This is a genomic window from Nocardioides sp. P5_E3 (genome assembly GCF_054049275.1).
In genome coordinates, this window is sequence record NZ_JBFUMR010000028.1 from 21,490 (window position 1) to 48,026 (window position 26,537).

Consider the following 26,537-nt stretch of genomic DNA (forward strand, 5'->3'; position numbering starts at 1 on the left):
AGTCACGCCCGCATGTCGGGCACACAACAAGGAGTACGCATGTCCCAGCGTCCAAGCGCGTCGCCAAGGCGACGAAGGGTAGTGATGGTGAGCGCTCTCGCCATGCTCGCCGTGACGGCTGCCGCCGGCTCGGTGGCAGCCCCGGTGGTCACCGCTTCGGCAGCACCCGCTGCCTCGCCAGATGAAGCCAAGGTCAGCTACTGGAACGGGGTCAACCCCGTCACCGAGCTCACCGCGTCGACGTTCGCCAACCCTCCGGCCAACGACAAGGCTTGGGTGCGCTGGAACTGGCCGCCGGCCACCACCACGAACGAGCAGCTGCTCGCCGACCTGCAGGACCTCGCTGACGCGAACATCGCGGGCGTGGAGATCGGTCAGGGCGGCAACCCGACCAACGAGCAGCTCTCCCTCATCCTCGACAAGGCCAACGAGCTCGGCATCAAGGTTGGCATCAAGTACTCCGGGGGCGCTCCCGTCACGGGAACGTGGGTCAACACGAACGACTACACCCGCAAAACGCTGACCAACAACCGCACCACGGTCAACGCCGGCGAGAACTTCACCGGCGCCCTGCCCGGCACCGGCACCCTGGTCGCCGTCATCGCCTACCGCTGCTCGAGCGCCACGTGTGAGACCACGGGTCCGCGCCAGCTCGACCGCAGCTCCGCCATCAACCTCACCAGCCAGGTCACCGACAAGAACACGGCCGGCTTCTTCGGCGGCAGCACCGTCGGGAACATCAACTGGACCGCTCCGGCCACGCCGGCTGGCGCGCAGTGGCAGCTCGTCACGTTCCGCGCCTCGGCATTCCAGAACGCCCCCGAAACCCTGACGAAGCAGGGCACGCAGGCGATGATCGACGGCTACGAGGCGCTGTGGACCCCGGAGTTGAAGGCGAAGCTGAAGGCGAACGGCGCCGACATCTTCGTCGACTCCCACCCCACCGACCCGTGGGGTACTCCCACCGAGCTGTGGAGCAGCAGCATGGCCACCGACTTCCAGTCGCGTGCCGGCTACAACCTGGTCCCTGACCTCGCGGCGCTGTTCTACGCCGACTTCCGCTACAGCAACGGTCGCGACCAGCGCGTGCGCAGCGACTTCTACCAAGTCCGCAACGACCTGTTCATCGAGAACCGCATCAGGCCGTTCACTGCGTGGTCCAACACGTACGGCATGACGCTGCGGCTGCAGCCGGAGGACCCGAACATCGGTGGCGCCGACGCCCCGTACCAGGACCAGATCGACATGGCGTACAACCTCCAGCGCCCCGAGCACGAGTCGTTGGTCGGTGACAACATCGACATCTGGCGTGCCATCGCCTCGGCGAACAGCTGGACCGGCAACCCGTGGTACTCCGAGGAGTGCTGCGCGGTCGGCAGCCAGAACTACGTCGAGACGCTGCAGGACGTCCAGGCCCGCATGAACAAGTCGTTCGCCGCGGGCATCACGAAGAACGTCTACCACGTGTACCCGACCGGTTACTCGCCGACGAGCACGTGGCCCGGTTACGGCAACTTCGGCCCGACGAGCTTCAGCGGCTCGTGGGGTCCGCGGAACCCGAACTGGGAGTCCGACGCCCCGGAGTTCAACACGTGGATGGCCCGCAACCAGCAGGTCATGACCCAGGGTCGCTCCGACATCGACGTCGCCGTGTACCTGCACTCCTTCGAGTGGCCGGCCGGTGCGCTGGTCAACACCGACGGTTCCCCGTTCAAGAACCGCATGTGGGAGGACCAGGCTATGCAGCGGGCCGGGTACAGCTGGGACTACGTGAACCCGACCCTGCTCGCGTCCAAGGACGCCAAGGTCACCGGCGGAGTCCTCAATGCCGCAGGCCCGTCCTACAAGACCCTCATCGTCAACACCGGCATGCAGACCCCGTGGCACCCGCTGAAGTCCGCCATGCCGGTCGCCACCGCCAAGAAGATGCTCGAGCTCGCCGAGGACGGGATGAAGCTCCTCCTCGTCGGTGCCGCCCCGGACACCACCCCAGGTGACAACGGCGACGACGCCGAGCTGCGTGCCGTGTGGTCGGACATCCTCGACCAGCCCACCGTGCGTCGCGTCGCCTCCGAGGCTGGCGTGCCCGCCAAGCTCGCGGCGTGGGGCGTGCAGCCCGACATGAAGCCGTCCGAGCGGTCCACCATGTTCGGCCGCCACCTCAAGGATCGCGCCGCGGGGACGGACTACTACTTCCTCTACAACCAGGGCGAGGAGCGTCTCGACTGGGCCTCGCGCGACATGGTCTACGAGGAGCCCGAGGCTTGCCGCTACACCGGCACCCTCACCCCGTGCCGGCAGAAGGGTGAGCCCGTCGACCTCGACGTCACCCTCACCGGCGAGGGCGCCCCGTACCTGCTCAACACGGTGACCGGCACCATCACGCCGATCAGCCAGTACACCGTCGGCAACGGCACCGTCACGGTCAACGTGGCGCTCGGACGCGACGAGTCCACCATCGTCGCCCTCACGAAGAACCCCAACAAGTTCGGCGTCAAGGAGCTCAAGCGGCACGTCGTCAGCACCACCGCCGACCGGGCCGTCGTCACTGACGACAAGGTCATCCTGCGTGACACCGAGCCCGGCACGTACACCGCCGAGCTCTCGGACGGCAGCACCGTCAGCGCCACCATCGCTGCCGCAGCCCCTGCCGTGGAGCTCACCGACAAGACGTGGAACGTGTCGGTGGAGAAGTGGACCAACGCCAACCCGGCCGGCGCCACGGGTGCTGCCGGCGCGGAGATCGCCAAGAACGTCGTCGACGTGACCATGGACGGTCTCAAGGCGTGGCCGGACGTCCCTGAGCTGGCCGGCGTGTCCGGTGTGGGCACCTACTCCATCAACGTCGACATGCCGTCGACCTGGCAGCAGGGCAACTCCGCCGTCCTGTCGCTCGGTCAGGTCGTCGACACGATGGCGCTCACCGTCAACGGGAAGTCGGTCTCCATCGACCCGCTGTCGGCGAAGGCTGACATCGGCGAGTACCTCAAGGCCGGCAGCAACGCGGTCACCGTCCGGGTCTCGACGACGCTGAACAACCAGCTCGCCACCGTCCTGCCGGCCGTCGCCACCCGCGGCGTCACCCAGGAGTACGGAATCGTCGGCCCCGTCACCCTGAAGCCGATGGCACAGGCCGAGGCCACTGGACCCGGCACCGGAGGCCCCGGCACCCCCGGTGCCCCGGCCAACACCGCAAGTCCGACCATCTCCGGAACCGCGAAGGTGGGCTCGACAGTGCGCTGCGAGCCCGGCACGTGGACGAACGCCACCTCGTTCGCCTACAGCTGGTCCGCCAACGGCACGGCCGTCGCCGGCGCCGATGCGCAGACTCTCGCCCTGGACACCGCGATGGTCGACAAGTCCGTCACCTGCGCCGTCGTCGCCACCGGCGCAGGTGGCAACGCCACGGCCACCTCCGCCGCGGTGAAGGTCGCCAAGGGTGACGCACTCAGGGCCACCACCAAGCCCAAGCTGGTCGGCAAGGCACGCGTTGGCTCCAAGCTCACGGCACGCAACGGCCAGTGGACCCCCGCCGCGACCTCCTACACCTACGTGTGGAAGGCCAACGGCAAGGTCATCAAGGGCGCCAAGGGCAAGAGCTACAAGCTGAAGGCGAAGGACCGTGGCAAGAAGATCACCGTCACGGTCACCGCGCACCGTGCCGGCTACACGGACGGCAAGGCGACCTCGGCGGCAAGGCGGGTGACCGGCCGCTGAGTCGCACATCAGGCGTGGGCCCGGGAGACGTCCCCCGGGCCCACGCCCTCGCACGTACGGCAAAACGGTGCGCTCGATCAACCACCGGGGTCCATGATGGGGCCGACGGAACCGACACGACCTGTCAGACAGCGTGGCGGAAGGCCTTCGGTTCGCGGAAGCCTTCGGCCTGAGCGGGCGGCCTCAAGGCTTCGAGACCGACATTGGAGGAGCAGGAGTGGACTGGAACCTGATCCCTACGCTCGAAGCCCTGCTCGCCGAACGCAGTGTCAGCCGGGCGGCGCGTCGCCTCGGGCTCAGTCAGCCGGCCGTGAGCAACGCGCTTGCACGCCTGCGGCGCCAGTTCGGCGACGAGCTCCTGGTCCGCCGGGGTTCCGGCTACGAGCTCACCCCACTGGCCGAACACCTCGCCGTCGCCACCCGCGACGCCGTCGAGGCCGTGTCAGCAGTCTCCGCGGCCTCCACCGAGTTCGACCCCGCGACGAGCACGCGCCTCTTCCGCATCGCCGCCAGCGACTACGCACAGATGGCGGTCGCCCCCCAGCTCCTTGCAGAGCTGGCCCGCCACGCGACATCCGTGCGCGTCGCGTTCGTGTCCCCGTTCAGCGACCAGTTCGGCAACGACGAGGAGCTGGTGGACGCCACCGACGGCTGGCTCGCCCCGCGTGAGGTGCTACCCGGTCACGAACACGTCGGCGCAGGCGCCGACCGTTGGGTATGTGTGGTCGATCAACACCACGCGGGAGTGTCGACGTCCCTGACGCTCGATGATGCCGCCGCCTACCCGTGGGTCGTGCCGGCGGTACGCGGCACGACGCTGCGCCTGCACCGTGACGGACTGACCTCGCATGGCGTCGAACCGGTCGTCGAAGTCACCACCGAAACCTTCGGCAGCGTGCCGTTCTTGGTCGCTGGGTCCACGCGCATCGGGCTGGTGCAGGAGTCCGTGGCTCGGAGGGTCGCCACGGCCGCTGGTGTGCGCATCCTGGAGTGCCCGTGGACAGTCCAGCCGCTGCACCTCACCTTCTGGTGGAGCCCCAAGAAGAACGGAGACCTCGGCCACGCCTGGCTGCGCGAGCGGGTGGCAGCCGCGATCGACGCCATGCACTCAGAGCCACCCATTACGACGAACCCCTGAACCATGACGGCGACGAAGGACAGCGAGTCTCGCAGACGATCGCCCAGCCTGACAGCGACGGCTGGCATGGCCTCCTACCTGGACAGCGGCGCACTCGTGGCGTCCGGATTCGCCATCGGTGGGTTCTACGTCGACCCGCTCGGCCTCGATGCCCTCACCGTCGGCGCGCTCCTCGGCCTACAAACGCTCTCGTTCGCAACCGGCGCCATCGCCGGAGGCCGGCTCGGCGACCATCTCGGACGTCGGCGCGTACTTGTCACGTCCCTCGGCGTCTACGCGTGCGGCGTCGCGGTCCTGGCGGGCGCTCACCACCCCACCACCCTCGCCCTCGGCTGCCTCCTGACTGGACTCGCCATAGGCGCCGACCTACCCAGCTCGCTCGCGCTCATCGCGGAGGAAGCCCCCACCCGCAAGGCGCGAAGCCTCGTCATCGCCCAGCTGTTGTGGCTCGGCGGCCTCGGCGCCACCGGCATCCTCGCGCTGGCCTTGGCAGATCACGGGGAGCTCGCAGGGCGCCTGCTATTTGTCCACCTACTCATCGTCAGCCTCGCCGTGCTTGCACTGCGCGTGAACCTGCCGGAGTCGCGCGAGTGGCGCGCTGCCCGCCAGCGAGCCGACGGCCGCACACCTGACCACGCCACCACAGCAGAGCTGAGCGAGGGTGTGACCGCTTCCCAGCCCGCCGGACTGACTCGTTCCCGAGCCGCGGCCGGGGGCGCGGTGAGCTCACCGGCCGGCCCCGACAACCGCACACGGCGCATGCTTGCCCCGGCTGTCATCGCGATCACCGCCTACTACACACTGTGGAACCTCGGAGCCAACACCCTGGGCCAGTTCCGGCCCTACCTCTGGACGCAACTCCTGGCGGGAACCGAACGCGGCGCCGCCCTGCTGATGTTGCTACCGCTGCCGATTGCCGTCATCAGTGGTGTCCTCTTCGCGCGAGTCGCTGACCGCCCCAGGCGAGCAAGATGGGTGGTCGCAGGATCGCTGCTGACCGCTGCGGGCTGGCTCGCGGTCACAATCTCACCCAGCCCAGTCGCCTTCAGCGCACTCGTCATCTGCTTCGCGGCCGGAGCGGCGGTATCCGGGGAAGCCATGTACAAGATCTGGGTCCACGAGTTCGTTCCGACGCTCGCCCGAGCCACAGTCCAAGGCACCAGCCTTGCGGTTGCCCGAGTCGCCGCCGCCGCGTTCGCTCTGGTGACTCCGACGCTGGCACTCGCTGACCCCCGGGGCTTGTTCGCCGCTCTGTGTGGCGCGCAGGTCGCAGCAACGCTCATCGCGGTGCGCCTCAGTGCTCGCTCCGGGCCGTAGCTCGAGAACCGAGGTTTGGATCGCCCATCCGAGAAGCGAGCTCACGGATACGGACCTTCGATGCTGACGACGCACCTCCACCGACCATTCCGCTTGTCCGTGCAGGTTCCTGAGGTCCTGGAGGGCAACGGAGCTAGGATCCGTCGAATCACGTCCCGAACGAGGCACACCAGTCGGTGGCCGCTCATCGGTGCGGGTGCAGGCAGTCACGTCGCGCCGACAGGCGGCGGAGTGATGCGGGTTGAGTTGAACGAGACGAACTCAACTCTTGGTCCGGGCTTGCTCCTGAATCCAGTCGCTGGCCGAGCGTGGAGTGATGCCGCGCTCGCGGAGCGGGGCGTCGTCCCAAGTAACCCGAAGGAGGTCCTGCATCAACCCGGTGCCGAAGATCGTCGCCATCGCGGGATTGGGACGGTCCAGGACCCGCATGCCCAGACGCGCTAAGGCTCGGGGCATCCGCTGGACCTTGATCGTCCTCCCAGTTGCTTGTTCTGCAATGGCGATGGCCTCGTTGCGGCTGATCGCCTCTGGCCCGCCGAAAGTGATGATGTCGGGTGGATCGACCTCCACAGCGACGGCGGCGACGAGAGCTGCGACGTCTTCTGTAGCGACCCATCGCCGCTTGGTGTCGCCCTTTCCGAACACCGCGACCTTGCCGCCATGGATGTCGAACCGCCCGATGGGAGCGAGATGAATCTCCTGAAACGCATCGGGCCGCACGACGACTCGCCGCATAGGTGACCGAGCGAGCCGCCTCTCGGTGGCTGCCTTCGCGCGCTCGATAGGCGTGCCCAAGGCCGAGTCGGCACCGGCGTAGGAGACGTAGACGAACCTCTCAACACCAGCGCTCTCCGCAGCCTCGACAAGCGACGCCATCCCGACTTCATCGGCTTCGTGGATGCTCGGATGCTTGGTGCCAGCGAGCACCCGGGCGATCGCGGTAGCCGACGCGACCACCGTGCGCACTCCCTCGCACGCCGTCGCAAGGCTCGCGAGATCGGCGAGATCCCCGCGGATGACTTCGGCCCCCGACTCGCGAAGTCGCACAGCCTCCGTGCCCGGACGCACCAAGCATCGGACCGAATGCTCACCATCACGCAACCACCGGACGATGCGACTCCCCAGGTCTCCTGAGCCACCAACCACCAAGATCATTACCAAGCTCCCTTCGAGCCAGGCATCGGGCGCGAGCCTGACCCTCCAGCATCGTCAGCCATCCCATAGAAGGCAACGAGGGCAAGCGGGCACCTTCGACGAGCACCACGACAGGCAGGCACCACCCTCACGCACATCCCCCGATTGCGGCGTAAAGACGCGCCTCATGGGACGAGTCCGGCGGACCCCGATCCTGCGGGAGCCTCGACGTAGCCCCGCCTTGCAGCGGCCGGTTGGCCCCTGGCGCGGCAGCGGGCCAGGGAGTAGGCATGAGGCAGACCGAAGGAGCTGTCATGGTTGCCCCAAAGCAGACATATGCCGCACGCCTCGAGATCGACTACCCCGATCGGCTGGACCGGGTCACCACGCTTTTCCGCGTGGTGCTCATCATCCCTATCGCCATCGTGCTGTCGCTGGTGAGCGCGTCCGCGACGTCGACCACGGTCATCTACAAGTCGGGCGAGGTGGTCGAGAGGACGACGAGCACCGGTGGCGGCATCGCCGGTGGTCTGTTCGCCGCCACGGCGCTGATGATCGTCTTCCGGCAGCGCTACCCTCGCTGGTGGTTCGACTTCGTGCTCCAGTTCAACCGCTTCGTGACGCGTGTGGGCGCCTACCTCGCCCTCCTCACCGATCGCTACCCCTCGACCGAGGACGAGCAGAGCGTCCACCTCGAACTGGACTACCCCGACGCACGCGAGGGCCTCAGCCGGTGGCTACCGCTGGTCAAGTGGCTTCTGGCTCTGCCCCACTACGTCGTGCTGCTGTTTCTCGGGGTCGGCGCCGTGGCGGCGGTGGTGATCGCATGGTTCGCGATCCTGTTCACCGGTCGCTACCCGCGCGCACTGTTCGACTACATCGTCGGAGTCGGCCGGTGGGCGCTGCGCGTGCAGGCCTACGCATTCCTCCTCCTCACCGACTCCTACCCACCCTTCAGCCTTCACTGATCCGCGCATCAAGGACACGCCGCGTGGTGGAGTGCCTTCGCGGCGGAATGGGGCACTTTCGAGGCGCACACTGCGGCAGTGTGCGTGGTCCCGGCTCAGATGGCGAGGTCGACCTCCGCCGTCGGGCTCAGGCGGCAGTCGTCCCGGCGACCCCTCGCGAAGCAGGTCCGCGTGTTCGCAGTGCTGGGCGCACCCGATAATCACCGGAGCATCAGCCGCTGCAGCTCGACGCCCTCGCAATCCATCGGCCGCGCGGTGTCGTCGAGGTCGTGCGCGGCGACGATCTGTTGGGAGACCGCACACGCCGCGCTCCAGACGTCCAGGTGGGCGCCGAAGTCAGTGTCCGAGAGTGGGTCGAAGTCGAGGTTGGGTTGGTTTGGTGTGCAACTCAGGCTGGCTCGTCGCTCGTCCACGCAGCACACCCGGGGGATCCGGAGTACATTTGGCATTGGCGAGAGTGGCCGCGCCGACCGTCGAGGCGGAACGCAACGTTAGCTCTTCTCCAGTATGCGAAAGCCGCCTCTTAGGTACGCCTTGGGCGGCGGCTTTGCGTCCGGGCATGGCGTGTCACGGACAGCACCCCCGAGACGCTCGCAGACGGCAGCGCCCATCCGAGACACGCTTAAGGCACGTGCGGATGCCTTGAGCTGCATCGGCAGGCGGCTGCGCAGAGATCAGCCCCGCCAGGCCTGCCCGGCGGGGCCTCGACCCAAACGCCCCCGCGGGGGTCGTGCGCCGACCGTATGTCAACTCCCGCGCCAACCCAGGCGGCGTCTCACAACACCGCCGCTGAGGGTGGGACAGGGCTAGACCATCCGTGGACGTAAGCCTCGCCGGGCCTCTGTCGCAAGCACCGCGGCGGGCGCGACTCCTTCGACGTCGCTCAACTGAGACCGGCCTTTCCTGCGCGGGCGTGGCGGTTCGACTTCGCCGCCAGGCGGCGCAAGGACGCCCTTGAGCGAATCCGGTCGTGCCGCGGCCGATTGGATGCGCGTCGGAGGCACCGCACATTGACGGTGCGGTGGTGGACGGCGGGAAGGAAGTCGAGCGTTCAACCATGGTTGTGCCCACCCGACGCCCGGAGTAGACCTAGTCCTGCTCACGGGGTGCCCGAGGGTGCTCGCTCACGCAGTCGAGCGCCGGCGGGCACCCGGTGAGACCAAGACTCGTCAGCGCTCTACGGCCAGCCGGCCGACTCGGGCTGGCTGTTGACCACTCCGCTGATCCTCCCTGGACCAGGGCGAGGTGACACCCAGTCGCGGCAAAGAGACGCGCCCAGTCGGCCGCGCCGCCGCTGGTCAGCGCTGCCCAGACGCTGGTGTTCAGGTCGACCAGGATTACGTGAGGGCCTGGTCGATGCCGACGTGGGGCGACACCACGCCGGCAGCCCCGCCGTAGATGGTGTGTCTGACGATGTGTCTGCCCTTTTGCGGCCGCGCGCGCTTTGGCCTAGACGGCCGTTGTTGTTGCCGGTCGCGTGGAGGACTGTGGCAGGAAGGGCCAAGTCCATAGAAGGGATCGAACCATGTCGCACGTCTCCAAGAAGGATGAGGTCGGTCAAGGTAGCTGTCGACTACCGGCGAGTGGCGCTTCGGTGCCGCCGGCGAGAGGACTCAAGAAGGCATTTGTCGCGGCGATCTGCGGTGCCGTCGTGGCGTTGATGACACCTGCAGCGGCGGTTGCACCGATTGACGCCGACAACATCAGTCGGGCAGCGGCTGCCGAGGACCAGTTCGAGCACAGGGTGACGAACGTCGCTGCGCACGGTCGCTTCCGGTGTGGCGACCTCATCTTGGAGGTGGTTGCGGGACGGGAAATTGAAACCCAAGACGGCTTCCTGCACGACGGTGTCGCTCATGTCTTTATCAATCGCGTGTGGCGTCACATCAAGCTGTCTGGCTCGGACGGCGAGACCTACCGATCCTCGGGGGTGGCGAGCGCGTGGTTCGTCTTGAAGGCGCCCCACTTCAATCGCCCCGTTCGGGGTGACGAGACCATCGTTGCCGTGTTCCGGTCCGGAGCAACCAAGAGCCCGGGCTACGTGAAGGAGCACATCTCCATCAGAGACAGTAAGGAGAAGGAAGTCGTCAGCGGTCCCTGCGACTACGCAGACGAGTGAGGCCGCATCCACCTGCTCAAAACTGGCATGCATGGGTCGATCAGGCCCAATTCCTCGGGCGGGCGTCGAAGGCCACGACGTAATCCGATCGGGCAGCCACACCGCGCCCTGATCCCCGTGCCGCGCAGGGCGCCAAACGACTCGCGGCAGTAATCGCGGCGGAATGGGTCACCTCTGCGGCTGCTGGGAGAGCGGCAGATGAGTGCGTTCATCGCGGCATGAGCGACCGTTCAGGCACGGCAAGGTTCCTTCGCCGGTCCGGTGTGCCTCGTTACCGAGCACGACATGTCGTGGCCCTTGGCGTCAGTGCAGGCCGGCCTGGTCGTAGGCGGGGTCTTTTGTCCACCCTTTCGGGGTGCACCGTGGGAAAGACCTTGGACAACGCCTCGACAAGGTCGCTAGCCTCCAAACCGACTGGAGGAGGCCACGAATGGCGGATCCTTTGGGGCGGAAGCCGTCCGGCAATGATGGTGCGCCTCGCGCCGCGTTCGGTGACGTGGTCGAGTCGAAGCTTCACCGCCCTCCCGTGCGCGAGGACTGGATCGACCGCACGCGGCTGCTTGAAGCCATGATGCGGGCCGTTCGGCATCCGGTCACCCTCGTGTGTGCCCCCGCCGGGTACGGCAAGACGACACTGGTCGCTCAATGGACGCAATGCGAAGGCCTTCCTCCGACCGCCTGGGTTTCACTCGACAACGGTGACAATGACCCCGACCGGTTGTGGAGTCACGTGGCTGCGTCCTTGGAACGGGCTGGCTGCGTTCTGCCGGTCTCCGACCCGGTGCGCGTGCTCGACGGCACTCCGTCCTGGCGACCGCGGGCCCTGCTGTGGGCGATCACGACCGCTCTGGCGGCAGCACCCGAGGACCTCGTCCTCGTCCTCGACGACTTCCACTTCGTTCAGTCGCCCGAACGCCACACCGAGGTCGAGACGCTGGTGGCAAGTCTTCCCGAGCACGCGCACCTGGTGATCACCAGTCGCGCGGACCCCGGCCTGCGCCTGGGACGGCTCCGCGTCTCCCACGACCTGGTCGAGCTGCGGGCGGAGCAGCTGGGCTTCACCGTCGTCGAGGCGCGGAAGATGCTCGCACATCAGGGGGTGACGCTGTCCGACAATGCCCTCGTGCAGCTCGTCGAACGGACGGAGGGGTGGCCCGCCGCCCTCTACCTCGCCGCTTTGTCGCTGACTGGTCGGACAGATGCTGACGACTTCGTCCGGCGGTTCAGCGGAGGCAACCGGTTCGTCGGGGACTACCTCATTGAGGAGGTCCTGAGCAGGCAGCCTGAACGGCTACGCGACTTCATCCTCGGCGTCTCGGTGCTCGACCAGCTCACCGCGGAGCTCTGCGACCACGTCCTCGAACGGACGGACAGTGCCACGGTCCTGCAACAGTTGGAGCGCGCCAACCTGTTCCTGGTGCCCCTCGACGCGCAACGACGCTGGTTCCGCTTCCACAACCTCTTCCGCGCCGTCGCTCTCAGCGAGCTCGAGCTCACGCTTCCCGATGTTGTCGACGTCCTGCGTGCCCGGGCCGGTGACTGGTTCTCCACGCACGGCGATGTCTCCGAAGCCATCAAGAACTGGCTGAAGGCCGGGCGCACCCAAGAGGCAGCCACCCTTGTCCAGACCAACTGGCTGCAGTTCGCCGACGCGGGACGTGCCGGCACCGTGCTGTCCTGGCTCAACGACCTGGGCCCTCCCAGCGGCCCGGCGGCCCTCGTCACCGCGGCGTGGATGGCGGCGCTGACCGGCGATGAGACGGCCTTGGCGCGGCACCTCGAAGCGCTCGACGGGCTCGAAGAGCTCGGCCCGCTACCCGATGGGTCGCAGTCCGTCTCGTCCTCGATCGCGCAGATGCGCGGCCTGTTGGGCTACGGCGGGCCTGCCGACATGCTCACCGCAGCACGGCTCGCCGTCGCGCTCGAGACGAACCCCCGGTCCCCGCAGTACACCATCGCGCACCTGGCGTTCGGGCACGCGCTGTACGTCCACGGGGACCTCGACGGCGCCGTCGTGTCGCTCCAGGCAGCCACCCACAGCCGTCCCGCTCCCGGCATCATCCGCATCATGTCGCAGTCGCTCCTCTCGTTTGCCGAACACGAGAGAGGCAACCTGATCGAGGCGCGAGAGCACGCTGAACAGGCCATGGACATCCTGAACCGCCAGACTCTACGGGCCGCACCGCAGGCCTCGTGGGCGTTCGTCGCCCTCGCCCAAGCTCAGGCAGTGGCAGGCAAGACCGACGAAGCCGTCAACACCCTCGAGCTCGGACTCGCCGCCCGACGGACCACCAACGCCCAAGGCGTGTGGGCGCCGATCCACCACCTCCTCCTCAGCGCACGGCTGTTCGCCCAGCTCGGCGACACCGACCAGGGTCGCGAACTGCTGGCCGAGCTGACACAACGCATGAACCGCTTCCCGGACACCACCCCGGCGATGATGGCCAGGGTCGAAACGACCCGCCGCCTCCTCACCAACCCCGGCGCAGAGCGGATCCTCGACGAGCCGCTGAACGAGCCGCTGAACGAGCCGCTGACCGGCCGCGAGCTCGACGTGCTCCGACTCATGCAGGGCCCGCTGAACCTCTCAGAGATCGCCTCGGAGCTCTACCTTTCATCCAACACCGTCAAGAGCCACGCACAGGCGGTCTACCGCAAGCTCGGCGCGCACTCCAGGGCCGAAGCCGTCGTCATCGGTCGCAGGCGTTCGCTCATCTGACCACCCGTGCCACTAGGTGTGTTCCCCCATGACGTTGTCGACGCGGAGCAGCGCACCCATCGCGGCAGATCTGGAACTCGGCTGAAGCGCGTCAGCCGGGCGATGCTGGCGGTACAGCAACGACAGCGTCGTTCAGACCCGTGCGGTCCAAGCAGTCAATGACTGCATCGACGTCTACCCCGTCCAACCCGCCGAGGTTGCCTTGCGAGTAGTGGCCACCGCCGCCCGAGAACTGGTCACCAACCGCGACCTGTCCCCCGGACTTGAAGACAACTGAACGCTCCGCTGGGTCCCAGGAAGTCCCGTCGGCCCAGAACGCCACTGAATCGCCAACCATAAGACAGCCCTTGTTCAGGCTGAGTCGTCCAACGACTTCTGCCGTCGGGTAGGCATTCCACTCCCGCACAGCGATGACGGGGCCCTGCTCCTCAGAATCGGTGTCGGGCCTCTGCGAATAGCCGCATGCCGCACCTGCACCCAGCACGCTCAGTGCTGCGGCCATGCGCATGCCGACCATTGTGATGCGACGAATCATCAGCTCTCCTGCCCCTGTCCGAGGCTAGACGAGGAGCGCGCCAAGATGGTGCGTTCCTCGCTGGCCTGCTCTCGGACTGTCACTCGCACATCGGCAGATCCGGCATCTCACGGGGCGCCATCAAACGGCGGATAGACGCTGCCAGACCGGCCACGACATTCAGGGGTAGTGGGGGCGATGATGCTCGTGTGAGGGCCACACGTGGCGTCCGACTCATCGGACGGGACGAGGAGCTCGACCAGTTGCGCCGAGCGGCTAATGAGGCGCGCGTCGGGAACGCCCGGGTGGTCGTGGTCGACGGTGAACCGGGCATTGGGAAGACCCGGCTTGTTGCTCAACTGGTGGCCGAGCTGCGCGCCTCAGGCGACCTAGTCGTTTCCGGTCACGGCATCAACCTCGCGGGCGGCGAACTCGCCTACGGAGTAGCCGCCGAGATGATGCGGGACCTCACCAACCAGCTCGGCGAGTCCGCAGTGCGCGACGCCGCCGGCCCGCACGCCCAGCGGCTGGGTGTCCTGCACCCGGCGTTCGCCAGCCAGAGCGGCGGCGACGCGTCGGTCGCGGTCGACCGAGCGGTGCTGTTCGGCGCGGTGCACGCCGCCTTCCTGGGGTTGATGCGCGACCGGATGGTCTGTTTGGTCGTCGACGACCTGCAGTGGGTCGATGCGTCCTCCCGGTCCCTGATCGACTACTTGGCGCTGGTGTCCGCCTCCGCCCCGTTGCTGCTCGTGTGCACGGTCCGCTCCACGCCACATGATGCGGGACCGATCACGGTCGATCTGGCGGACCTCTCTCGAGCCCCAGGTGCTCAGACCATCACGCTGGGCCCGCTCCCGCCGTATGCGGTGGAGACGTTCGTCCGGGCGGCCTTAGGCGACCACGTGACGCCGGAACTCGTCGAACGAGTCCAGGTGGCGAGCGAGGGCGTCCCGCTCTACGTCGAGCACCTGCTCGAGCCTGACGAGCAGGCCGGCTCGACCGTGTTGCGGGTGAACCTCGCAGCCCGCCTGACCGGGCTGGACGAAGACACCGCGCGATTTCTGCTGGCCGCCGCGGCGGGAGCCGGACACTCGTTCGAAGATCTCGTGGTGGCAGCGAGCGACCTCGACCCGGACCGTGCGGCGCGAGCACGGGCCGACGCGACCGCGCGCGGCCTGCTCTCGGGCATCGACCACGGTCAGGTGCGGTTCCACCACGCGCTGCTACGCGACGCGGTGCTGGACGGCGCGTCCGCAGCAAGCCTGCTCGAGTGCCATCGTCGGTGGGCTGCCTCGCTGGAACTCACCCCGCACGCGCTCCCGGCCGCCGAGCGGCTCACCGCTCTCGCGCAGCACTGGTACGCGTGTCGCGAGGAAGACCGGGCGCTTCGTTCAGCGGTCGATGCCGCCCGTGCGGCGTTCGACCGCGGAGGCCTGGTCGAGGCGGCGACCTGGTTCGACCGGACGATGCGGCTGTGGGATCGCGTGCCCGACCCCGAGGCGGTCACGGGCCTGGACCGTCGCGAGCTGCTGGTCAAGACCTTGCGGAGCCACTTCGGCCAGGGAACCGACGCCGGGTTCCTCCGGATCACCGAGTTGTGCCGGGCCGAGCTCGAACGGAGCCAGGACGACTGGGTCACGAGCTTGTACCTGCGGCTTCGGATCGCCTGGTTCACGAGGCTCACGCAGGGTGTGGTCCAAGAGGTGCTCGATTCCGACCAAATTCAAACCACCGCCGAGGCGTTGCTGGCCGAACACGCTCATCCGCTCGCGGCCTTGTGCGGGATAAACCTCATTCAGCTGTACCCCGCGGCCGTTCCCTGGTCGCTGGTGGAGCAGACAGGCGCCCGGGAACTGTCAAAGGTCGAGCAGAGCGGCGACCTGGGTGAGTTGATGGCCCTCCTGTGCTGGCAAGGCTACGTGGCGACCACGCGGGGACAGGCAGCGCAGGCCATGGCCAGCAACCGGCGAATCATTACGTTGACCGCGCACGGACCCCCGCCCGCGCCGACGGTCATGGTCAACACGGTGCTCAGCATGGGATCGCTCGGCCATTTCGCCGAGGCACTGGCCTGGGTCGACTCGCTGGTGGACCTGTCCTCACCGGCCGACGGGCGGGCGTGGGCCAGCGTCGCCGAGAACTTGGTGGAAGGCCTGTACGCGGCCGGAGATTGGAATCGAAGCGATCAGCTGGAGGCTTTGGCCGGCGACACCGAGCCCATGACAGCCGGCATGAACTGGGCGATCCGGACCCGAATCGCCGCAAGCCGTGGTGCAGTCGAGGCTGCCCGTGTGTACCTATCCCGGACTCTCGAGGTCCTCCCAAAGCCCGGTGACCCACGGGCCCCACTCATGGCCGCGCACCCGGCGGCGACGGCCACCGCCGAGGTGGCAATCCTCGATCGCGCGCCGGAACGGGCGCTGGAACACCTGCTGCTAGCGCTGCAGGCTCCCGACATCGTCGAAACGTCCGGCCTAGCCGCAGAGCTCTTGGTCCTGGCCGCGCGGATCGTGCCGGCGCTCCACAGCGCGCCCGCGGGTACCACCGAGCGGATCCGCGAAGTGTCCGAGCAGCTGCACCAACTGGGTGACCTCGGCGTCGCGTGGTCCGGCGAGGTTGCGGCACTGCTGGCAGAAGCGGAAGGCCATCCCACGCCGTCCAAACGGTGGCGTGAGGTCAACGCCGCGTGGAAGCGCGTGGGGCATCCCTTCGATGCACTTCAAACTCAAACACAGCTCGCGGGCGCGCTGCTGCGGGAAGGAGCACGACCCGCAGCAGCGCAAGTCATCGCCGAGGCGCTGCAGCTGGCAGACGAGCTCGGCGCTGTTCCGACGGCCGACCGGCTCCGCGCGATCGCCCGGTCGGCACGCCTGCCCGGTCACGACGCGACTGGGTTACCGGGTCAACTGAGCAGGCTGAGTCAGCGGGAGCTGGAGGTTTTGCGGCTGCTCGCGGCCGGCCGCAGCAACGGACAGATAGCCGAGGAGCTCTTCGTATCGCCGAAGACGGCGTCCGTGCATGTCTCCCACATCATCGGCAAGCTCGAGGTGGCCAACCGCACCGAAGCCGCCGCGCTCGCTCACCAGCACGGGATCACCTAGGCGCTGCGCCAGCCGGTGCGTCAGTGGACCCGGCAGGCGGCTGCCCGACGGGTCCGATTCGGAAGCGCCTGTGGCCTCTCAGCGGACACGGGCCATACCGCCGAGCCAAGCGTCGACGCTGTCGGACCGCAAGGTGTCGCCGGGCTCCGTGGCGGTTCCCGATGCCGTCTCCGTCCCGGGGCAACGCGGAACCGGGCCGTCGAGAGCGACGTTCCAGCGCGGCTGCTCGATGAAGCACTGGCGGGTGTACGGACGTTGGTCTCCATCGCGGGTCTCTGTGGCGGACGAGGGCACGGCGGCCAGCGCAGCGATGGTCACCGTATAGGCGACGACGAGCGTCCAGCGCGTGACGTGCTTGGAAGTGCCCCGGGTGCCGGTGTTGCGGTGCTTGATGTTCATGGTGTGCTCCTTGCTCAGTGTTTCCGGATGCCTCCGACACTTCTTGTAAGGAACGGGCGAGCACATTGGGTAAACGACTAATCGATCCCGACGTGAGGCACTCGCAGACGAGGCACCCTGCGTTCGCTCGTGTTCAGGACCGAGGCCGCGTCATAGTGGGCGGTTCGCAGCGCCTCTGAGGCACGCCCAATCTGGGCGGCATGCCCGTGACGGGGCGGATCGGCTTGGGCCTCTAGCTGCTGCCCTTCGAGCCCGAGTCCGAGTGATCGCCGTGGTGGCGTCAGCGGAGGTGCTTTGGCGACGCGGCGGTCGTAAGGACGTAGTTCGTGGTAGCTCAGGGTCTAGGCGAGCGATGTCCTTGAAAGCGGGTGACTCGTGTGGTTGTGCGGGTCGAAGCCGGTAGTAGCTCGACAGAATCAGTTGGTTGGGAGGGATGCTGACGGCGGGCAGGTCGAGGCGGCTCGTCCGCCTTCTGCGATGGATCGCTTTGAGGATGGCGAGCAGCACGGACACCTTGCTGGCGACAGCGGCGGCCCATGACCACCGCCCGCCAGAGCCTCGAAACTGCCCACAAAGTGCCCGGAAAGTCCGGCGGAAAGAGCCCGCGCGATGAGAGACGGCAATCGGCGGAGATCGACGAAAGCGCAGGTCAGGCCGCCATTAGCCGCAACTACACGTCATCGTTCACTGCTGCGGAGAGTTCTCAGCGGGTTCGGGGTTCGAGTCCCTGATGGCGTACAGAAGCGAAGGGCCGGTCCTGCTGGACCGGCCCTTCGTCGTGCTCCCGCCGGTCGGACACTCTGCTCGAGCACCCGGCCGCGCTCAACAGCAACGTAGGCAGTTGACCGTTCCGCCGCATGGCCCACGCGTGGACGGACCCAAGGGCGGCCGAACTGCCTACGTTGGACAGGCGCGGCCGCCATGATGGCGCACATGAGCGAAGGGCCGGTCCAGAGGACCGGCCCTTCGTCGTTTCTCCCGCGGGGATGCTACTTCGTGAACAGGCTGACTCCGCCGGGGCCGACGAGCAGCCCGACGATGATGAGAACGATGCCCCAGAGCATCTGACCCCTGATCAACGAGACGATGCCGGACACCACGAGGATGACGGCGAGGATCCACAGCACAAATGCCATTGCATGCTCCCTTCGGTTGAACCCTCAACCTAGCCTTCACGGTTCCCCAGCGGTAATGCTGCACACCCGGATGGGCGTGTCGCCGGCCTCAGGCCCGGTCCTCCTCGCGCAGCCGCGGGGGCGTGAACCCGTCGGGGTTGAAGCCGGTCTTGTCGGCGTAGAACTCGCGCAGCACGTCCATGTCGGCGCTCACGTCGCCCGTCGGGTGGAACGTCGGACCCCAGCCGACGGTGCGCGAGGGCACGTCGAGGAAGGCCAGCGTGATCGGGAGGCCGGTCTGGCGGGCGATCCGGTAGAAGCCGGACTTCCAGTAGTCGCCGCGCGATCGCGTGCCCTCCGCCGCGATCCCGAGCAGCCAGGAGTCGCCGCCCTCGGCCTCGGCCAGCAGGTCCTTGATCGTCGCCGCGGGGTTCTTGCGGTCGAGCTCGACGGCGCCCGTGCGCCGCAGGAGCCAGCCCAGCGGTCCCACGAAGAGCTCCTTCTTGACCAGCAGCCGGATCGTGATGCCGTAGCGCCACGCCAGGAGCATGGTCAGCACCCAGTCCCAGTTGGAGGTGTGGGGTGCGCCGACGAGGACGCCGCGCTGCGGCACCTCGCCGACGGCCTTCCAGCGGGCCGCGCCGAGGAGGAGGCGGGCGAGCGAGCGTCGCGCTCCCCCGCCGCCGGGCGCCGGGGCCGGCACCGACCCGAGCGACGGCGCACGCGTCGCCGCGCGCTCCCGACCGGCCTTGCGCTCGCGGTCCAGGTCCCACAGGTAGTGGTCGAAGTCGACCTCCATGGTGTGCCGCGGCGAGGCGTAGAACTGCTTCTTGTCCCGCCGGTGCTCACCCTCCATCTGGCGTCGTACGACGTCGTCCGCGGGTGGCACGTAGCGACCGGCGAGCGTCTCGGCGATCCACGCCGACTGCGCCTCGGAGATCGGCATCACCGCACCGATGGCCTGCACGAGGCCGATGAAGTAGAGGCCGGGAAGGTCGGGATGGACGGTGCGCTTCCACAGCGGCAGCTCGTTGTCGTGCGCCGACACCAGGTCGGGATCGAGGAACGGGAACGTCACGTGGTAGCCGGTGGCCCACACGATGAGGTCCGCCGGGGCCGTGGTGCCGTCGACGAAGACGACCCGGTCGCCGTCGAGCCGCTCGATGCCCTGCCGCGCCGTCACCGCACCGGCGTCGAGGCGCTCGCGGATCTTGTCGGACTGCACGGGGTGCGACTGCCCGGGCTTGTGGGCAGGCGCCGGCAGGCCGTACTTCGTCATGCTGCCGGCGTACGTCGCCCCGATGCGCAACCGCGCGGCGGTCACCCACCACGGCAGCCATCCCGGCAGGGCGACCTGGTCGCTCGGCTTGCCGAGGAGGAACTTGCGCAGCACCCACTCGGTGCGGCGCACCGACCACGTCGTCGTACGCGCCACGTAGGAGGACTCGACCGCGATGTCCATCGCCGAGTTGCCGGCCCCCACCACCACGACGTCGCGTCCGGCGAGCTGGTCACCGGAGCGGTAGTCGTGGGCGTGGATCTGCTCGCCGGCGAAGGTGCCCGGGTAGGCCGGCTCGGGCCAGCGCGGGTCCCAGTGGTGGCCGTTGGCGACGAGCACGGCGTCGTAGGTGCGGGTCTCGGAGCCATCAGGCCCGGTGACGCGAACGTCCCAGCGGCCGTCGGCCGACCGGGAGACGTCCTCGACCAACGTGTCGAAGGTGATGGTGTGGCGGAAGCCGAAGTGGTCGACGTACTGCTCGAAGTAGGCGCGCACCTGGTCGTGGCGCGCGTAGGGCGGGTAGTCCGCCGGCATCGGGAAGTCGGAGAAGGCCATCCGCGGGCACGACGTGTTGATCTCGAGGGTGTCGTAGCAGGCCGACTGGCCGTTGGAGTTGTCGAGGACCCACGTCCCGCCGATGTCACTGCCCTGCTCGAAGCAGTCGAACGGTATCCCGGCCAGGTAGAGCTGCTTGGCCGCCGCGATGCCCCCGGACCCGGCGCCGATCACGCACGCGCGCGGCAGCGACTCGTCGACGGGAACCGGTGAGGTCACCGCCGGCGCGCGGTGGGACTGCTTGACGAGGTAGGCCATGGCCAGAGCCTAGGGCTGGCGTCAGAGGTAAAGACCGGTGGAGCCGCCGTCGAGCCGCTCCGCGGCGACCGCGTGCACGTCGCGCTCGCGCATGACGACGTAGACCTCGCCCTGGACCTCGACCTCGGCCTTGTCCTCGGGGTCGAAGAGGACCCGGTCGCCCACCTCGACCGCACGGGCGTGCGGGCCGACCGCGATCACCCGCGACCAGGCCAGACGGCGGGCGCCCATCGCCGCGGTGGCGGGGATGACGATGCCCCCGCTGGAACGACGCTCACCGGCCTCCTGGTCGACCTCGACGAGCACGCGGTCGTGCAGCATCTTGATCGGGGCGGACCCGGGGTCAGTGCCCCCGGTCGCCCTGCTGCTGGAGGACACGCTCAGCTCGCGACCTTGCGGACGAGGGCGAACAGGACGATGACCCCGACGACGGCACCGGCCGCCTTGAGGATGTTGTCGGTGCGGGGCGCGCCCGTGTCGAGCTCGACGAAGTGGGACTTCACCGTCGTCACCTGCCGACCGACGATCGTCTTGGGGTGGGCGCGGTAGGCGAGCTGGTCGATCGTCGAGGCGAGCCGCTCGCGGGTCGCCTCGATCTCGCGCTCGAGCGCGCTCATGTCCTGGGTCACCGGGGAAGGCTATCAATGCGCCGCGGGTCGAAACCCCACGGCAGCTCGAGCCTGTGGGCAGACATCAGCTCGTCGTCGGTGAGGACGTCGAAGGTCGGCCGGTCTGCGACCACGACCCCCTCGCTCAGCACGACGCTCCGCGGGCACAGCTCCAGCGCGTAGGGCAGGTCGTGGGTGACCATCAGCACCGTCACGTCGAGGCTGCGCAGGATGTCGGCGAGCTCGCGGCGCGAGGCGGGGTCGAGGTTGGACGACGGCTCGTCGAGCACCAGGATCTCCGGTTCCATCGCCAGCACGGTGGCGACCGCCACCCGGCGGCGCTGGCCGTAGGACAGGTGGTGCGGCGGCCGGTCGACGAAGTCGGCCATCCCGACCCGGTCGAGCGCGTCCATCACCCGGCGGTCGAGCGCAGCGCCCTTGAGACCGAGGTTGGCGGGACCGAAGGCGACGTCCTGGCGGACCGTGCCGAGGAAGAGCTGGTCGTCGGGGTCCTGGAAGACGATCCCGACACGACGACGGATCTCCTTCAGGTGCTCCTTGGCGACCGGGAGGCCGCTGACCGTGACGGAGCCACGCCCCGCGGCGAGGATGCCGTTGAGGTGGAGGACGAGGGTCGTCTTGCCGGCACCGTTGGGCCCGAGCAGCGCGACCCGCTCGCCGCGGTGGACGTGGAGGTCGACCCCGAACAGCGCCTGGTGGCCGTCGGGGTAGGCGAACGCGAGCCCGCGCACGTCGAGCACAGGGGTGGTCATCGGGGGTCCCCGCGGCGTTGTCCGGAGGAGCGAAGCGGAGGAGGAGAAGGTCGTGGGGTTCTCATCGCACCTCCCCCGACTGCGGCAGGCGGCCGTCGTACCCCCGCGACAGCATGGCGAGGTGGACCCGCTCGCCGCGCTCGTAGGACCGGATGAAAAGGGCGCCCAGCGAGCGGGCCAGCACGGGCCAGTGACGCGGCGAGCGCGGGTCGCAGCCGCGCGAGCGGAGCGCCGTCATCATCCGGCCCAGCTCCGCGGTGACCACGTCGAGGTAGCGGATCATGAAGCCCATGATCTGCACGACCAGGTCGGGGGTCCGCAGCCGTTGCAGCCCGCGGATCAGGTCCTGCGGCTCGGTGGTGGCGGCGAGGGTGAGCGAGGCGAGGACGCCGATCGTGCCCTTGATGAGCAGCGCGACACCGGCCACGAGGCCGGGCTCGGAGACGCTCACGCCCAGCACCTCGGTCTGCGGTCCGTGGGCGATGAACGGCATCAGCACCGCGAAGACGACGAACGGCACCTCCACGACCATCCGCGGCAGCAGGTAGCGCACCGGCACGCGGGAGAGCGCGACGACGCCCAGCAGGACGGCGGCCCAGAGCGCGAAGACGGCGTACGCCTGCCGCGGGGTCGCGACGACCACCAGCATGAACCCGAGCAGGGCGAGGACCTTGAGGTGCGCGGGCGCGCGGTGCACCGGGCTGTGGCCGTGGAAGTGGAGCCGGTGCCCGTGCCCGGCGCCCATCAGGCCTCCGACTGGTGGGCGCGCTCGGGGCGGGCGTCGTCCGAGTCGACGTCACCGGAGTCGGCGTCGTCGGTCCCGCGGCGTCGTACGAGCCAGAACAGGCCGGTGCTGAGCAGGAGCATCACGACCACGCCGATCACCCCGGCGAGGCCGCCGCTGATGCGGGCGTCGTCGACGCCGGACGTCTGGTAGTCGGCCAGCGGGCTGTCGACGGTGGCCGAGTCCTCGGCGGAGTCGATGAAGCCGGTCTGCTCGGCGACGTACTCGAGGCCGTCGGGGTGCGAGCTGGCGTAGTAGCTCGCGACGCCGGCGACGAGCAGGCTCACGACCAGGGCGACGGCGAAGAAGCGGCGGGTGCTCATCGAGCGACCCCCGTGCGGAGCTCGAGCTCGCGCTCGACCAGGAGCGGACGGGCGCCGTGGACCAGGTCGGGGCGCGCGGCCACGACGCTCGCGACGACCAGGCCGGTCACGACCGCCTCGCCGACGCCGATCACGGCGTGCCAGCCGAGCATCGCGGTCATGACGGCGCCCAGGTCGACTGGGACGCTGCCGCCGACGGCGAAGAGCAGGGTGAAGACCAGCGCCGCGGCGGGGACGCTGACCAGGGCGCCGACCGCGGCTGCCGGCGCCACCATGCCGAGCCGCTTGGGCAGCACCCGGCGCAGGACGACGAAGACCCCGTAGCCGACGACGACGGTCACGATGCCGATCAGGGTGATGTTGGTGCCGAGCGCGGTGATGCCGCCGTCCGCCATCAGCAGGGCCTGCACGACGAGTACCACCGACAGGCACAGCACCGCGGTCCACGGTCCGACGAGGACGGCGGCGAGCGCGCCGCCCATCAGGTGTCCGCTGGTGCCCGCGCCCACGGGGAAGTTGATCATCTGGGCGGCGAAGACGAAGGTCGCGACCAGCCCCGCCGCGGGCGCCGTACGGTCGTCGAGCTCGCGTCGCGCGCCGCGCAACGAGCACGCGACCGCGACCACTGCCACCGCCCCCGTCGCCACCGAGGTCGGGGCGTCGAGGAATCCGTCGGGCACGTGCACGTGGTCGCTCCTGCTCGGGCGGGGCTGGTTGGATGTCTGGTGACCGGCTCGGATCCCCCGATACCGGGCCGGCACGCCTCGACCTTATTGCAATCGTCTTGCAACAACCAACCGGACCGCCCTCCGGACCGACCGCGCACAGGAGTCCCCATGTCCGACCGCCTCGCCGCCGGCGACACCGCCCCCGACTTCACCCTGACCAACGACACCGAGGAGCAGGTCTCGTTGTCGGACCTGCGCGGCAAGAAGGTGATCCTCTACTTCTACCCGGCCGCGATGACCCCCGGCTGCACCAAGCAGGCCTGCGACTTCTCCGAGTCGCTCGACTCGCTGCGCGGCGCGGGCTACGAGGTGCTCGGCGTCTCCAAGGACAAGCCGGCCAAGCTCGCCAAGTTCCGCGAGCGCGACGCGCTCACCCTCACGCTGCTCTCCGACGAGGACCTGGCGGTGCACCAGGCGTACGGCGCCTACGGCACGAAGAAGCTCTACGGCAAGGAGGTCGAGGGCGTGATCCGCTCGACCTTCGTGATCGACGAGGAGGGCAAGGTCGAGCTCGCCCAGTACAACGTCAAGGCCACCGGCCACGTCGCCAAGCTGCGGCGGGACCTAGGGTTGGACTGATCGTCCAGCGCTCGTAGCCCAATTGGCAGAGGCACCACGTTTAGGTCGTGGCCAGTGAGAGTTCGAGTCTCTCCGAGCGCACCTGCGGCACCACTCGCATCACGTACGAGCGGACGTCGACCTAAGTACACGTCTGCCGCGACTTCCTCCCATGTGACGCCCGTCACCACTAGGGTCCGCGCATGGACTCCGCGCTGACCACCGTCGGGCTGCCGCTCGCCCTGGCCATCATCATGTTCGGCCTCGGTCTGGACCTGACGATCGGCGACTTCAAGCGGGTGGGCCGGGCGCCGAAGGCCGTGGCCGTCGCACTCGGCTGCCAGATCCTCCTGCTGCCGGCGATCTGCTTCGGGCTGGTCGTGCTCTTCGACCTCCCGGCCCTGCTCGGCATCGGCATGATGCTGCTCGCCGCGTCGCCGGGCGGCACGACCGCCAACCTGTTCAGCCACCTCTTCCGCGGGGACGTGGCCCTCAACATCACGCTGACGGCCATCAACACCGTCATCGCGGTCGTCACGCTGCCGGTCATCACCGGCCTCGCCATCGCCTACTACGACCGGCAGGACGACGTCTCCATGCCGCTCGTCGAGATCGTCAAGGTGTTCGCGCTGATCCTGCTGCCCGTCGGCATCGGCATGCTGGTCAACGCCCGCGCGACGGGGTTCGCCCGGCGGATGGACAAGCCGGTGCGGATCGGCTCGGCGATCATCCTCGCCATCCTCGTGCTGGGGATCCTGCTCGACCAGCGCGAGAACGTCAGCGACTACCTCGCCGACGTCGGCCTCATCACCGCCCTCTTCTGCGCCATCAGCCTCGTCGTCGGTTACTACGTGCCCAAGGCGTTCGGCGTCACCGGCCCGCAGGCCATCGCCTCCTCTATGGAGGTCGGGGTGCACAACGCCACGCTCGCGATCTTCGTCGCGGTCGAGGTGCTCGACGAGGTCGAGATCTCCGTGCCGGCGGCGGTCTACTCGCTCGTGATGTTCCTCTTCGCGGCCCTGTGGGGCGCGTGGGTCAGCAGGCAGGTCGGCGCCCGCGAGGACGTGTCAGTCGCCTGACAGGTCCGCCGCGACCTGCGGCGCGAGGGCGCGCAGCGCCCGCCCGCGGTGCGAGATCCGGTCCTTCTCCCCCGGCTCGAGCTCGGCGGAGGTCAGGTCCTCGGCGTCGTGCTCGACCGCGACGAAGACCACGTCGTAGCCGAAGCCACCGGTCCCGCGCACCTTGCGGATGATGCGACCGTCCATCCGGCCCTCGACCACTCGCTCGCGACCGTCCGGCATCACCCACGCCACGGCGCACGCGAAGTGCGCGCCGCGCCGCCCGTCGGGTACGTCGTCGAGCTGGGCGAGCAGGAGCTCGTTGTTGCGCTCGTCGCTCTTCGGAGGCCCGGACCACCGTGCCGACAGCACGCCCGGCATCCCGTTCAGCGCGTCGACGCACAGCCCGCTGTCGTCGGCGACCGACGGCAGCCCGGTGGCCGCCACGCCGGCGCGCGCCTTCAGCAGGGCGTTGCCCTCGAAGGTCGGCTGGTCCTCGACCGGCTCGACGTAGCCCTCCACGTCGGCGATGCCGAGCACCTCGATCCCCGGCACGTGCTCGGCGAGGATGCGCTGCATCTCCAGGATCTTCTTGGTGTTGCCCGACGCGAGGAAGATCTTCACCGGCCCAGCGCCTCCTGCTGCAGGCGCGTCAGGTCGGCACAGCCCTTCTCGGCCAGGGCCAGCAGGGCGTCGAGCTCGGCGCGGTCGAAGGCTGCGCCCTCGGCCGTGCCCTGCACCTCGACGAACTTCCCGTCGCCCGTCATCACGACGTTCATGTCGGTCTCGGCGCGCACGTCCTCGACGTAGGGCAGGTCCAGCCGCGGCACGCCGTCGATGATGCCGACGCTGACCGCCGCGACGGACCCGGTCAGCGGCTCGCCCGTGAGTGCGCCGTTGGAGCGCAGGTGCGCGACCGCGTCGGCCAGGGCGACGTACGCCCCGGTGATCGCAGCGGTGCGGGTGCCGCCGTCGGCCTGGAGGACGTCGCAGTCGAGGACGATCGTGTTCTCGCCGAGCGCCTGATAGTCGATGACCGCACGCAGGGAGCGGCCGATCAGCCGGGAGATCTCGTGGGTGCGGCCGCCGATGCGGCCCTTCACCGACTCGCGGTCGGAGCGGGTGTTGGTGGCCGCGGGGAGCATCGCGTACTCGGCGGTGACCCAGCCCAGGCCGGAGCCCTTGCGCCAGCGCGGCACGCCCTCGGAGGCGGAGGCGGCGCAGAGCACCCGGGTGCCGCCGAACTCGACGAGCACCGAACCGGCGGCGTGGTCGAGCCAGTTGCGGGTGATGGTGATCGGGCGGAGCTCGTCGTCGGCGCGGCCGTCGGCCCGAGGGGCCGGAGTCGGGGCAGAAGTCATGGGCACGACCC

At 68.8% G+C, this 26,537-nt stretch carries 23 protein-coding genes and 1 tRNA gene; 10 read left to right on the top strand and 14 right to left on the bottom strand.

Features of this window, described 5'->3' with window-relative positions; all coding sequences use genetic code 11:
- The first annotated feature begins 87 nt into the window (after positions 1–87).
- From ACXJKB_RS17320 to ACXJKB_RS17330, 3 genes are all read left to right on the top strand, one after another.
- On the top strand, positions 88–3,717 hold the full coding sequence (locus ACXJKB_RS17320; RefSeq protein ID WP_457190532.1) for a glycosyl hydrolase: 3,630 nt from the start codon (positions 88–90) through the stop codon (positions 3,715–3,717).
- Between the two features lie 217 nt (positions 3,718–3,934).
- On the top strand, positions 3,935–4,855 hold the full coding sequence (locus ACXJKB_RS17325) for a LysR family transcriptional regulator (protein WP_457190534.1): 921 nt from the start codon (positions 3,935–3,937) through the stop codon (positions 4,853–4,855).
- A 66-nt stretch (positions 4,856–4,921) separates the two neighbouring features.
- Positions 4,922–6,172, top strand: a complete 1,251-nt coding sequence (locus tag ACXJKB_RS17330) for an MFS transporter (RefSeq protein ID WP_457190536.1) — start codon at positions 4,922–4,924, stop codon at positions 6,170–6,172.
- Positions 6,173–6,433: 261 nt separating this feature from the next.
- Here ACXJKB_RS17330 and ACXJKB_RS17335 read toward each other — a convergent pair whose 3' ends face one another.
- Entirely contained in the window at positions 6,434–7,327 is an 894-nt protein-coding gene (locus tag ACXJKB_RS17335; RefSeq protein ID WP_457190538.1) for an SDR family oxidoreductase, read from the bottom strand.
- 293 nt (positions 7,328–7,620) lie between these two features.
- On the opposite strand from ACXJKB_RS17335, the gene ACXJKB_RS17340 reads away from it, so the two are divergent.
- Positions 7,621–8,274 (top strand): DUF4389 domain-containing protein, encoded by a 654-nt coding sequence (locus tag ACXJKB_RS17340; RefSeq protein WP_457190540.1) that lies wholly within the window; start codon positions 7,621–7,623, stop codon positions 8,272–8,274.
- 200 nt (positions 8,275–8,474) lie between these two features.
- Here the strand turns inward: ACXJKB_RS17340 and ACXJKB_RS17345 are convergent, their stop codons facing one another.
- Positions 8,475–8,687, bottom strand: a complete 213-nt coding sequence (locus ACXJKB_RS17345; RefSeq protein WP_457190542.1) for a hypothetical protein — start codon at positions 8,685–8,687, stop codon at positions 8,475–8,477.
- Positions 8,688–9,799: 1,112 nt separating this feature from the next.
- On the opposite strand from ACXJKB_RS17345, the gene ACXJKB_RS17350 reads away from it, so the two are divergent.
- Together ACXJKB_RS17350 and ACXJKB_RS17355 are read left to right on the top strand one after the other, a co-directional pair.
- Positions 9,800–10,393, top strand: coding sequence for a hypothetical protein (locus ACXJKB_RS17350; RefSeq protein ID WP_457190544.1), 594 nt, complete (start codon positions 9,800–9,802; stop codon positions 10,391–10,393).
- A 430-nt stretch (positions 10,394–10,823) separates the two neighbouring features.
- Positions 10,824–13,112 (top strand): LuxR C-terminal-related transcriptional regulator, encoded by a 2,289-nt coding sequence (locus ACXJKB_RS17355; RefSeq protein ID WP_457190546.1) that lies wholly within the window; start codon positions 10,824–10,826, stop codon positions 13,110–13,112.
- 91 nt (positions 13,113–13,203) lie between these two features.
- Here the strand turns inward: ACXJKB_RS17355 and ACXJKB_RS17360 are convergent, their stop codons facing one another.
- The gene (locus tag ACXJKB_RS17360; protein ID WP_457190548.1) at positions 13,204–13,647 is read right to left on the bottom strand and encodes a hypothetical protein; all 444 of its coding nucleotides are present in this window, start codon (positions 13,645–13,647) and stop codon (positions 13,204–13,206) included.
- A 188-nt stretch (positions 13,648–13,835) separates the two neighbouring features.
- Here ACXJKB_RS17360 and ACXJKB_RS17365 point away from each other — a divergent pair, with 188 nt between their 5' ends.
- A complete protein-coding gene (locus ACXJKB_RS17365) occupies positions 13,836–16,727 on the top strand; it encodes a helix-turn-helix transcriptional regulator (RefSeq protein ID WP_457190550.1) in 2,892 nt (963 codons plus the stop codon).
- Between the two features lie 78 nt (positions 16,728–16,805).
- Here the strand turns inward: ACXJKB_RS17365 and ACXJKB_RS17370 are convergent, their stop codons facing one another.
- The 9 genes from ACXJKB_RS17370 to ACXJKB_RS17410 all read right to left on the bottom strand — a co-directional run bounded on the left by ACXJKB_RS17370 (position 16,806) and on the right by ACXJKB_RS17410 (position 23,507).
- The gene (locus tag ACXJKB_RS17370) at positions 16,806–17,126 is read right to left on the bottom strand and encodes a hypothetical protein (RefSeq protein ID WP_457190552.1); all 321 of its coding nucleotides are present in this window, start codon (positions 17,124–17,126) and stop codon (positions 16,806–16,808) included.
- 989 nt (positions 17,127–18,115) lie between these two features.
- Complete coding sequence (locus ACXJKB_RS17375) at positions 18,116–18,262, bottom strand: GPGG-motif small membrane protein (protein WP_457190554.1); 147 nt, start codon at positions 18,260–18,262, stop codon at positions 18,116–18,118.
- An 88-nt stretch (positions 18,263–18,350) separates the two neighbouring features.
- On the bottom strand, positions 18,351–20,333 hold the full coding sequence (locus ACXJKB_RS17380; protein ID WP_457190556.1) for an NAD(P)-binding domain-containing protein: 1,983 nt from the start codon (positions 20,331–20,333) through the stop codon (positions 18,351–18,353).
- Positions 20,334–20,354: 21 nt separating this feature from the next.
- On the bottom strand, positions 20,355–20,654 hold the full coding sequence (locus ACXJKB_RS17385) for a GroES family chaperonin (RefSeq protein WP_457190606.1): 300 nt from the start codon (positions 20,652–20,654) through the stop codon (positions 20,355–20,357).
- A 59-nt stretch (positions 20,655–20,713) separates the two neighbouring features.
- Positions 20,714–20,962, bottom strand: coding sequence for a DUF3618 domain-containing protein (locus ACXJKB_RS17390; protein WP_457190557.1), 249 nt, complete (start codon positions 20,960–20,962; stop codon positions 20,714–20,716).
- Positions 20,959–21,714, bottom strand: a complete 756-nt coding sequence (locus ACXJKB_RS17395) for an energy-coupling factor ABC transporter ATP-binding protein (RefSeq protein ID WP_300046204.1) — start codon at positions 21,712–21,714, stop codon at positions 20,959–20,961. The genes ACXJKB_RS17390 and ACXJKB_RS17395 overlap by 4 nt, the downstream gene beginning before the upstream one ends.
- A 61-nt stretch (positions 21,715–21,775) precedes the next feature.
- Positions 21,776–22,459: a cobalt ECF transporter T component CbiQ gene (cbiQ, locus tag ACXJKB_RS17400; protein WP_457190559.1), complete on the bottom strand. Its 684-nt coding sequence runs from the start codon at positions 22,457–22,459 to the stop codon at positions 21,776–21,778.
- A complete protein-coding gene (locus tag ACXJKB_RS17405) occupies positions 22,459–22,821 on the bottom strand; it encodes a PDGLE domain-containing protein (protein ID WP_457190561.1) in 363 nt (120 codons plus the stop codon). Before ACXJKB_RS17405 ends, cbiQ begins: the two co-directional genes overlap by 1 nt.
- On the bottom strand, positions 22,818–23,507 hold the full coding sequence (locus ACXJKB_RS17410) for an energy-coupling factor ABC transporter permease (RefSeq protein WP_457190563.1): 690 nt from the start codon (positions 23,505–23,507) through the stop codon (positions 22,818–22,820). Before ACXJKB_RS17410 ends, ACXJKB_RS17405 begins: the two co-directional genes overlap by 4 nt.
- A gap of 150 nt (positions 23,508–23,657) precedes the next feature.
- On the opposite strand from ACXJKB_RS17410, the gene bcp reads away from it, so the two are divergent.
- From bcp to ACXJKB_RS17425, 3 genes are all read left to right on the top strand, one after another.
- Entirely contained in the window at positions 23,658–24,128 is a 471-nt protein-coding gene (bcp, locus tag ACXJKB_RS17415) for a thioredoxin-dependent thiol peroxidase (RefSeq protein WP_457190565.1), read from the top strand.
- A 7-nt stretch (positions 24,129–24,135) separates the two neighbouring features.
- Positions 24,136–24,209 (top strand) — tRNA-Leu (locus ACXJKB_RS17420).
- 101 nt (positions 24,210–24,310) lie between these two features.
- On the top strand, positions 24,311–25,186 hold the full coding sequence (locus ACXJKB_RS17425) for a bile acid:sodium symporter family protein (protein WP_457190567.1): 876 nt from the start codon (positions 24,311–24,313) through the stop codon (positions 25,184–25,186).
- On the opposite strand, the gene rdgB is transcribed toward ACXJKB_RS17425, so the two are convergent.
- The gene (rdgB, locus tag ACXJKB_RS17430) at positions 25,175–25,789 is read right to left on the bottom strand and encodes an RdgB/HAM1 family non-canonical purine NTP pyrophosphatase (protein WP_457190568.1); all 615 of its coding nucleotides are present in this window, start codon (positions 25,787–25,789) and stop codon (positions 25,175–25,177) included. The genes ACXJKB_RS17425 and rdgB overlap by 12 nt on opposite strands.
- Positions 25,786–26,526, bottom strand: a complete 741-nt coding sequence (gene rph / locus ACXJKB_RS17435; protein WP_191196426.1) for a ribonuclease PH — start codon at positions 26,524–26,526, stop codon at positions 25,786–25,788. Before rph ends, rdgB begins: the two co-directional genes overlap by 4 nt.
- Positions 26,527–26,537 lie beyond the last annotated feature (11 nt).

Coding starts and splice junctions, on each gene's coding strand:
- cbiQ (WP_457190559.1), bottom strand. CDS start 22,459: ATGGGCGCCGGGCACGGGCACCGGCTCCACTTCCACGGCCACAGCCCG.
- ACXJKB_RS17425 (WP_457190567.1), top strand. CDS start 24,311: ATGGACTCCGCGCTGACCACCGTCGGGCTGCCGCTCGCCCTGGCCATC.
- ACXJKB_RS17355 (WP_457190546.1), top strand. CDS start 10,824: ATGGCGGATCCTTTGGGGCGGAAGCCGTCCGGCAATGATGGTGCGCCT.
- ACXJKB_RS17335 (WP_457190538.1), bottom strand. CDS start 7,327: ATGATCTTGGTGGTTGGTGGCTCAGGAGACCTGGGGAGTCGCATCGTC.
- ACXJKB_RS17380 (WP_457190556.1), bottom strand. CDS start 20,333: ATGGCCTACCTCGTCAAGCAGTCCCACCGCGCGCCGGCGGTGACCTCA.
- rph (WP_191196426.1), bottom strand. CDS start 26,526: ATGACTTCTGCCCCGACTCCGGCCCCTCGGGCCGACGGCCGCGCCGAC.
- ACXJKB_RS17340 (WP_457190540.1), top strand. CDS start 7,621: ATGGTTGCCCCAAAGCAGACATATGCCGCACGCCTCGAGATCGACTAC.
- ACXJKB_RS17360 (WP_457190548.1), bottom strand. CDS start 13,647: ATGATTCGTCGCATCACAATGGTCGGCATGCGCATGGCCGCAGCACTG.
- bcp (WP_457190565.1), top strand. CDS start 23,658: ATGTCCGACCGCCTCGCCGCCGGCGACACCGCCCCCGACTTCACCCTG.
- ACXJKB_RS17375 (WP_457190554.1), bottom strand. CDS start 18,262: ATGGCATTTGTGCTGTGGATCCTCGCCGTCATCCTCGTGGTGTCCGGC.
- ACXJKB_RS17385 (WP_457190606.1), bottom strand. CDS start 20,654: ATGCTGCACGACCGCGTGCTCGTCGAGGTCGACCAGGAGGCCGGTGAG.
- ACXJKB_RS17370 (WP_457190552.1), bottom strand. CDS start 17,126: ATGAACATCAAGCACCGCAACACCGGCACCCGGGGCACTTCCAAGCAC.
- ACXJKB_RS17350 (WP_457190544.1), top strand. CDS start 9,800: ATGTCGCACGTCTCCAAGAAGGATGAGGTCGGTCAAGGTAGCTGTCGA.
- ACXJKB_RS17405 (WP_457190561.1), bottom strand. CDS start 22,821: ATGAGCACCCGCCGCTTCTTCGCCGTCGCCCTGGTCGTGAGCCTGCTC.
- ACXJKB_RS17395 (WP_300046204.1), bottom strand. CDS start 21,714: ATGACCACCCCTGTGCTCGACGTGCGCGGGCTCGCGTTCGCCTACCCC.
- ACXJKB_RS17330 (WP_457190536.1), top strand. CDS start 4,922: ATGGCCTCCTACCTGGACAGCGGCGCACTCGTGGCGTCCGGATTCGCC.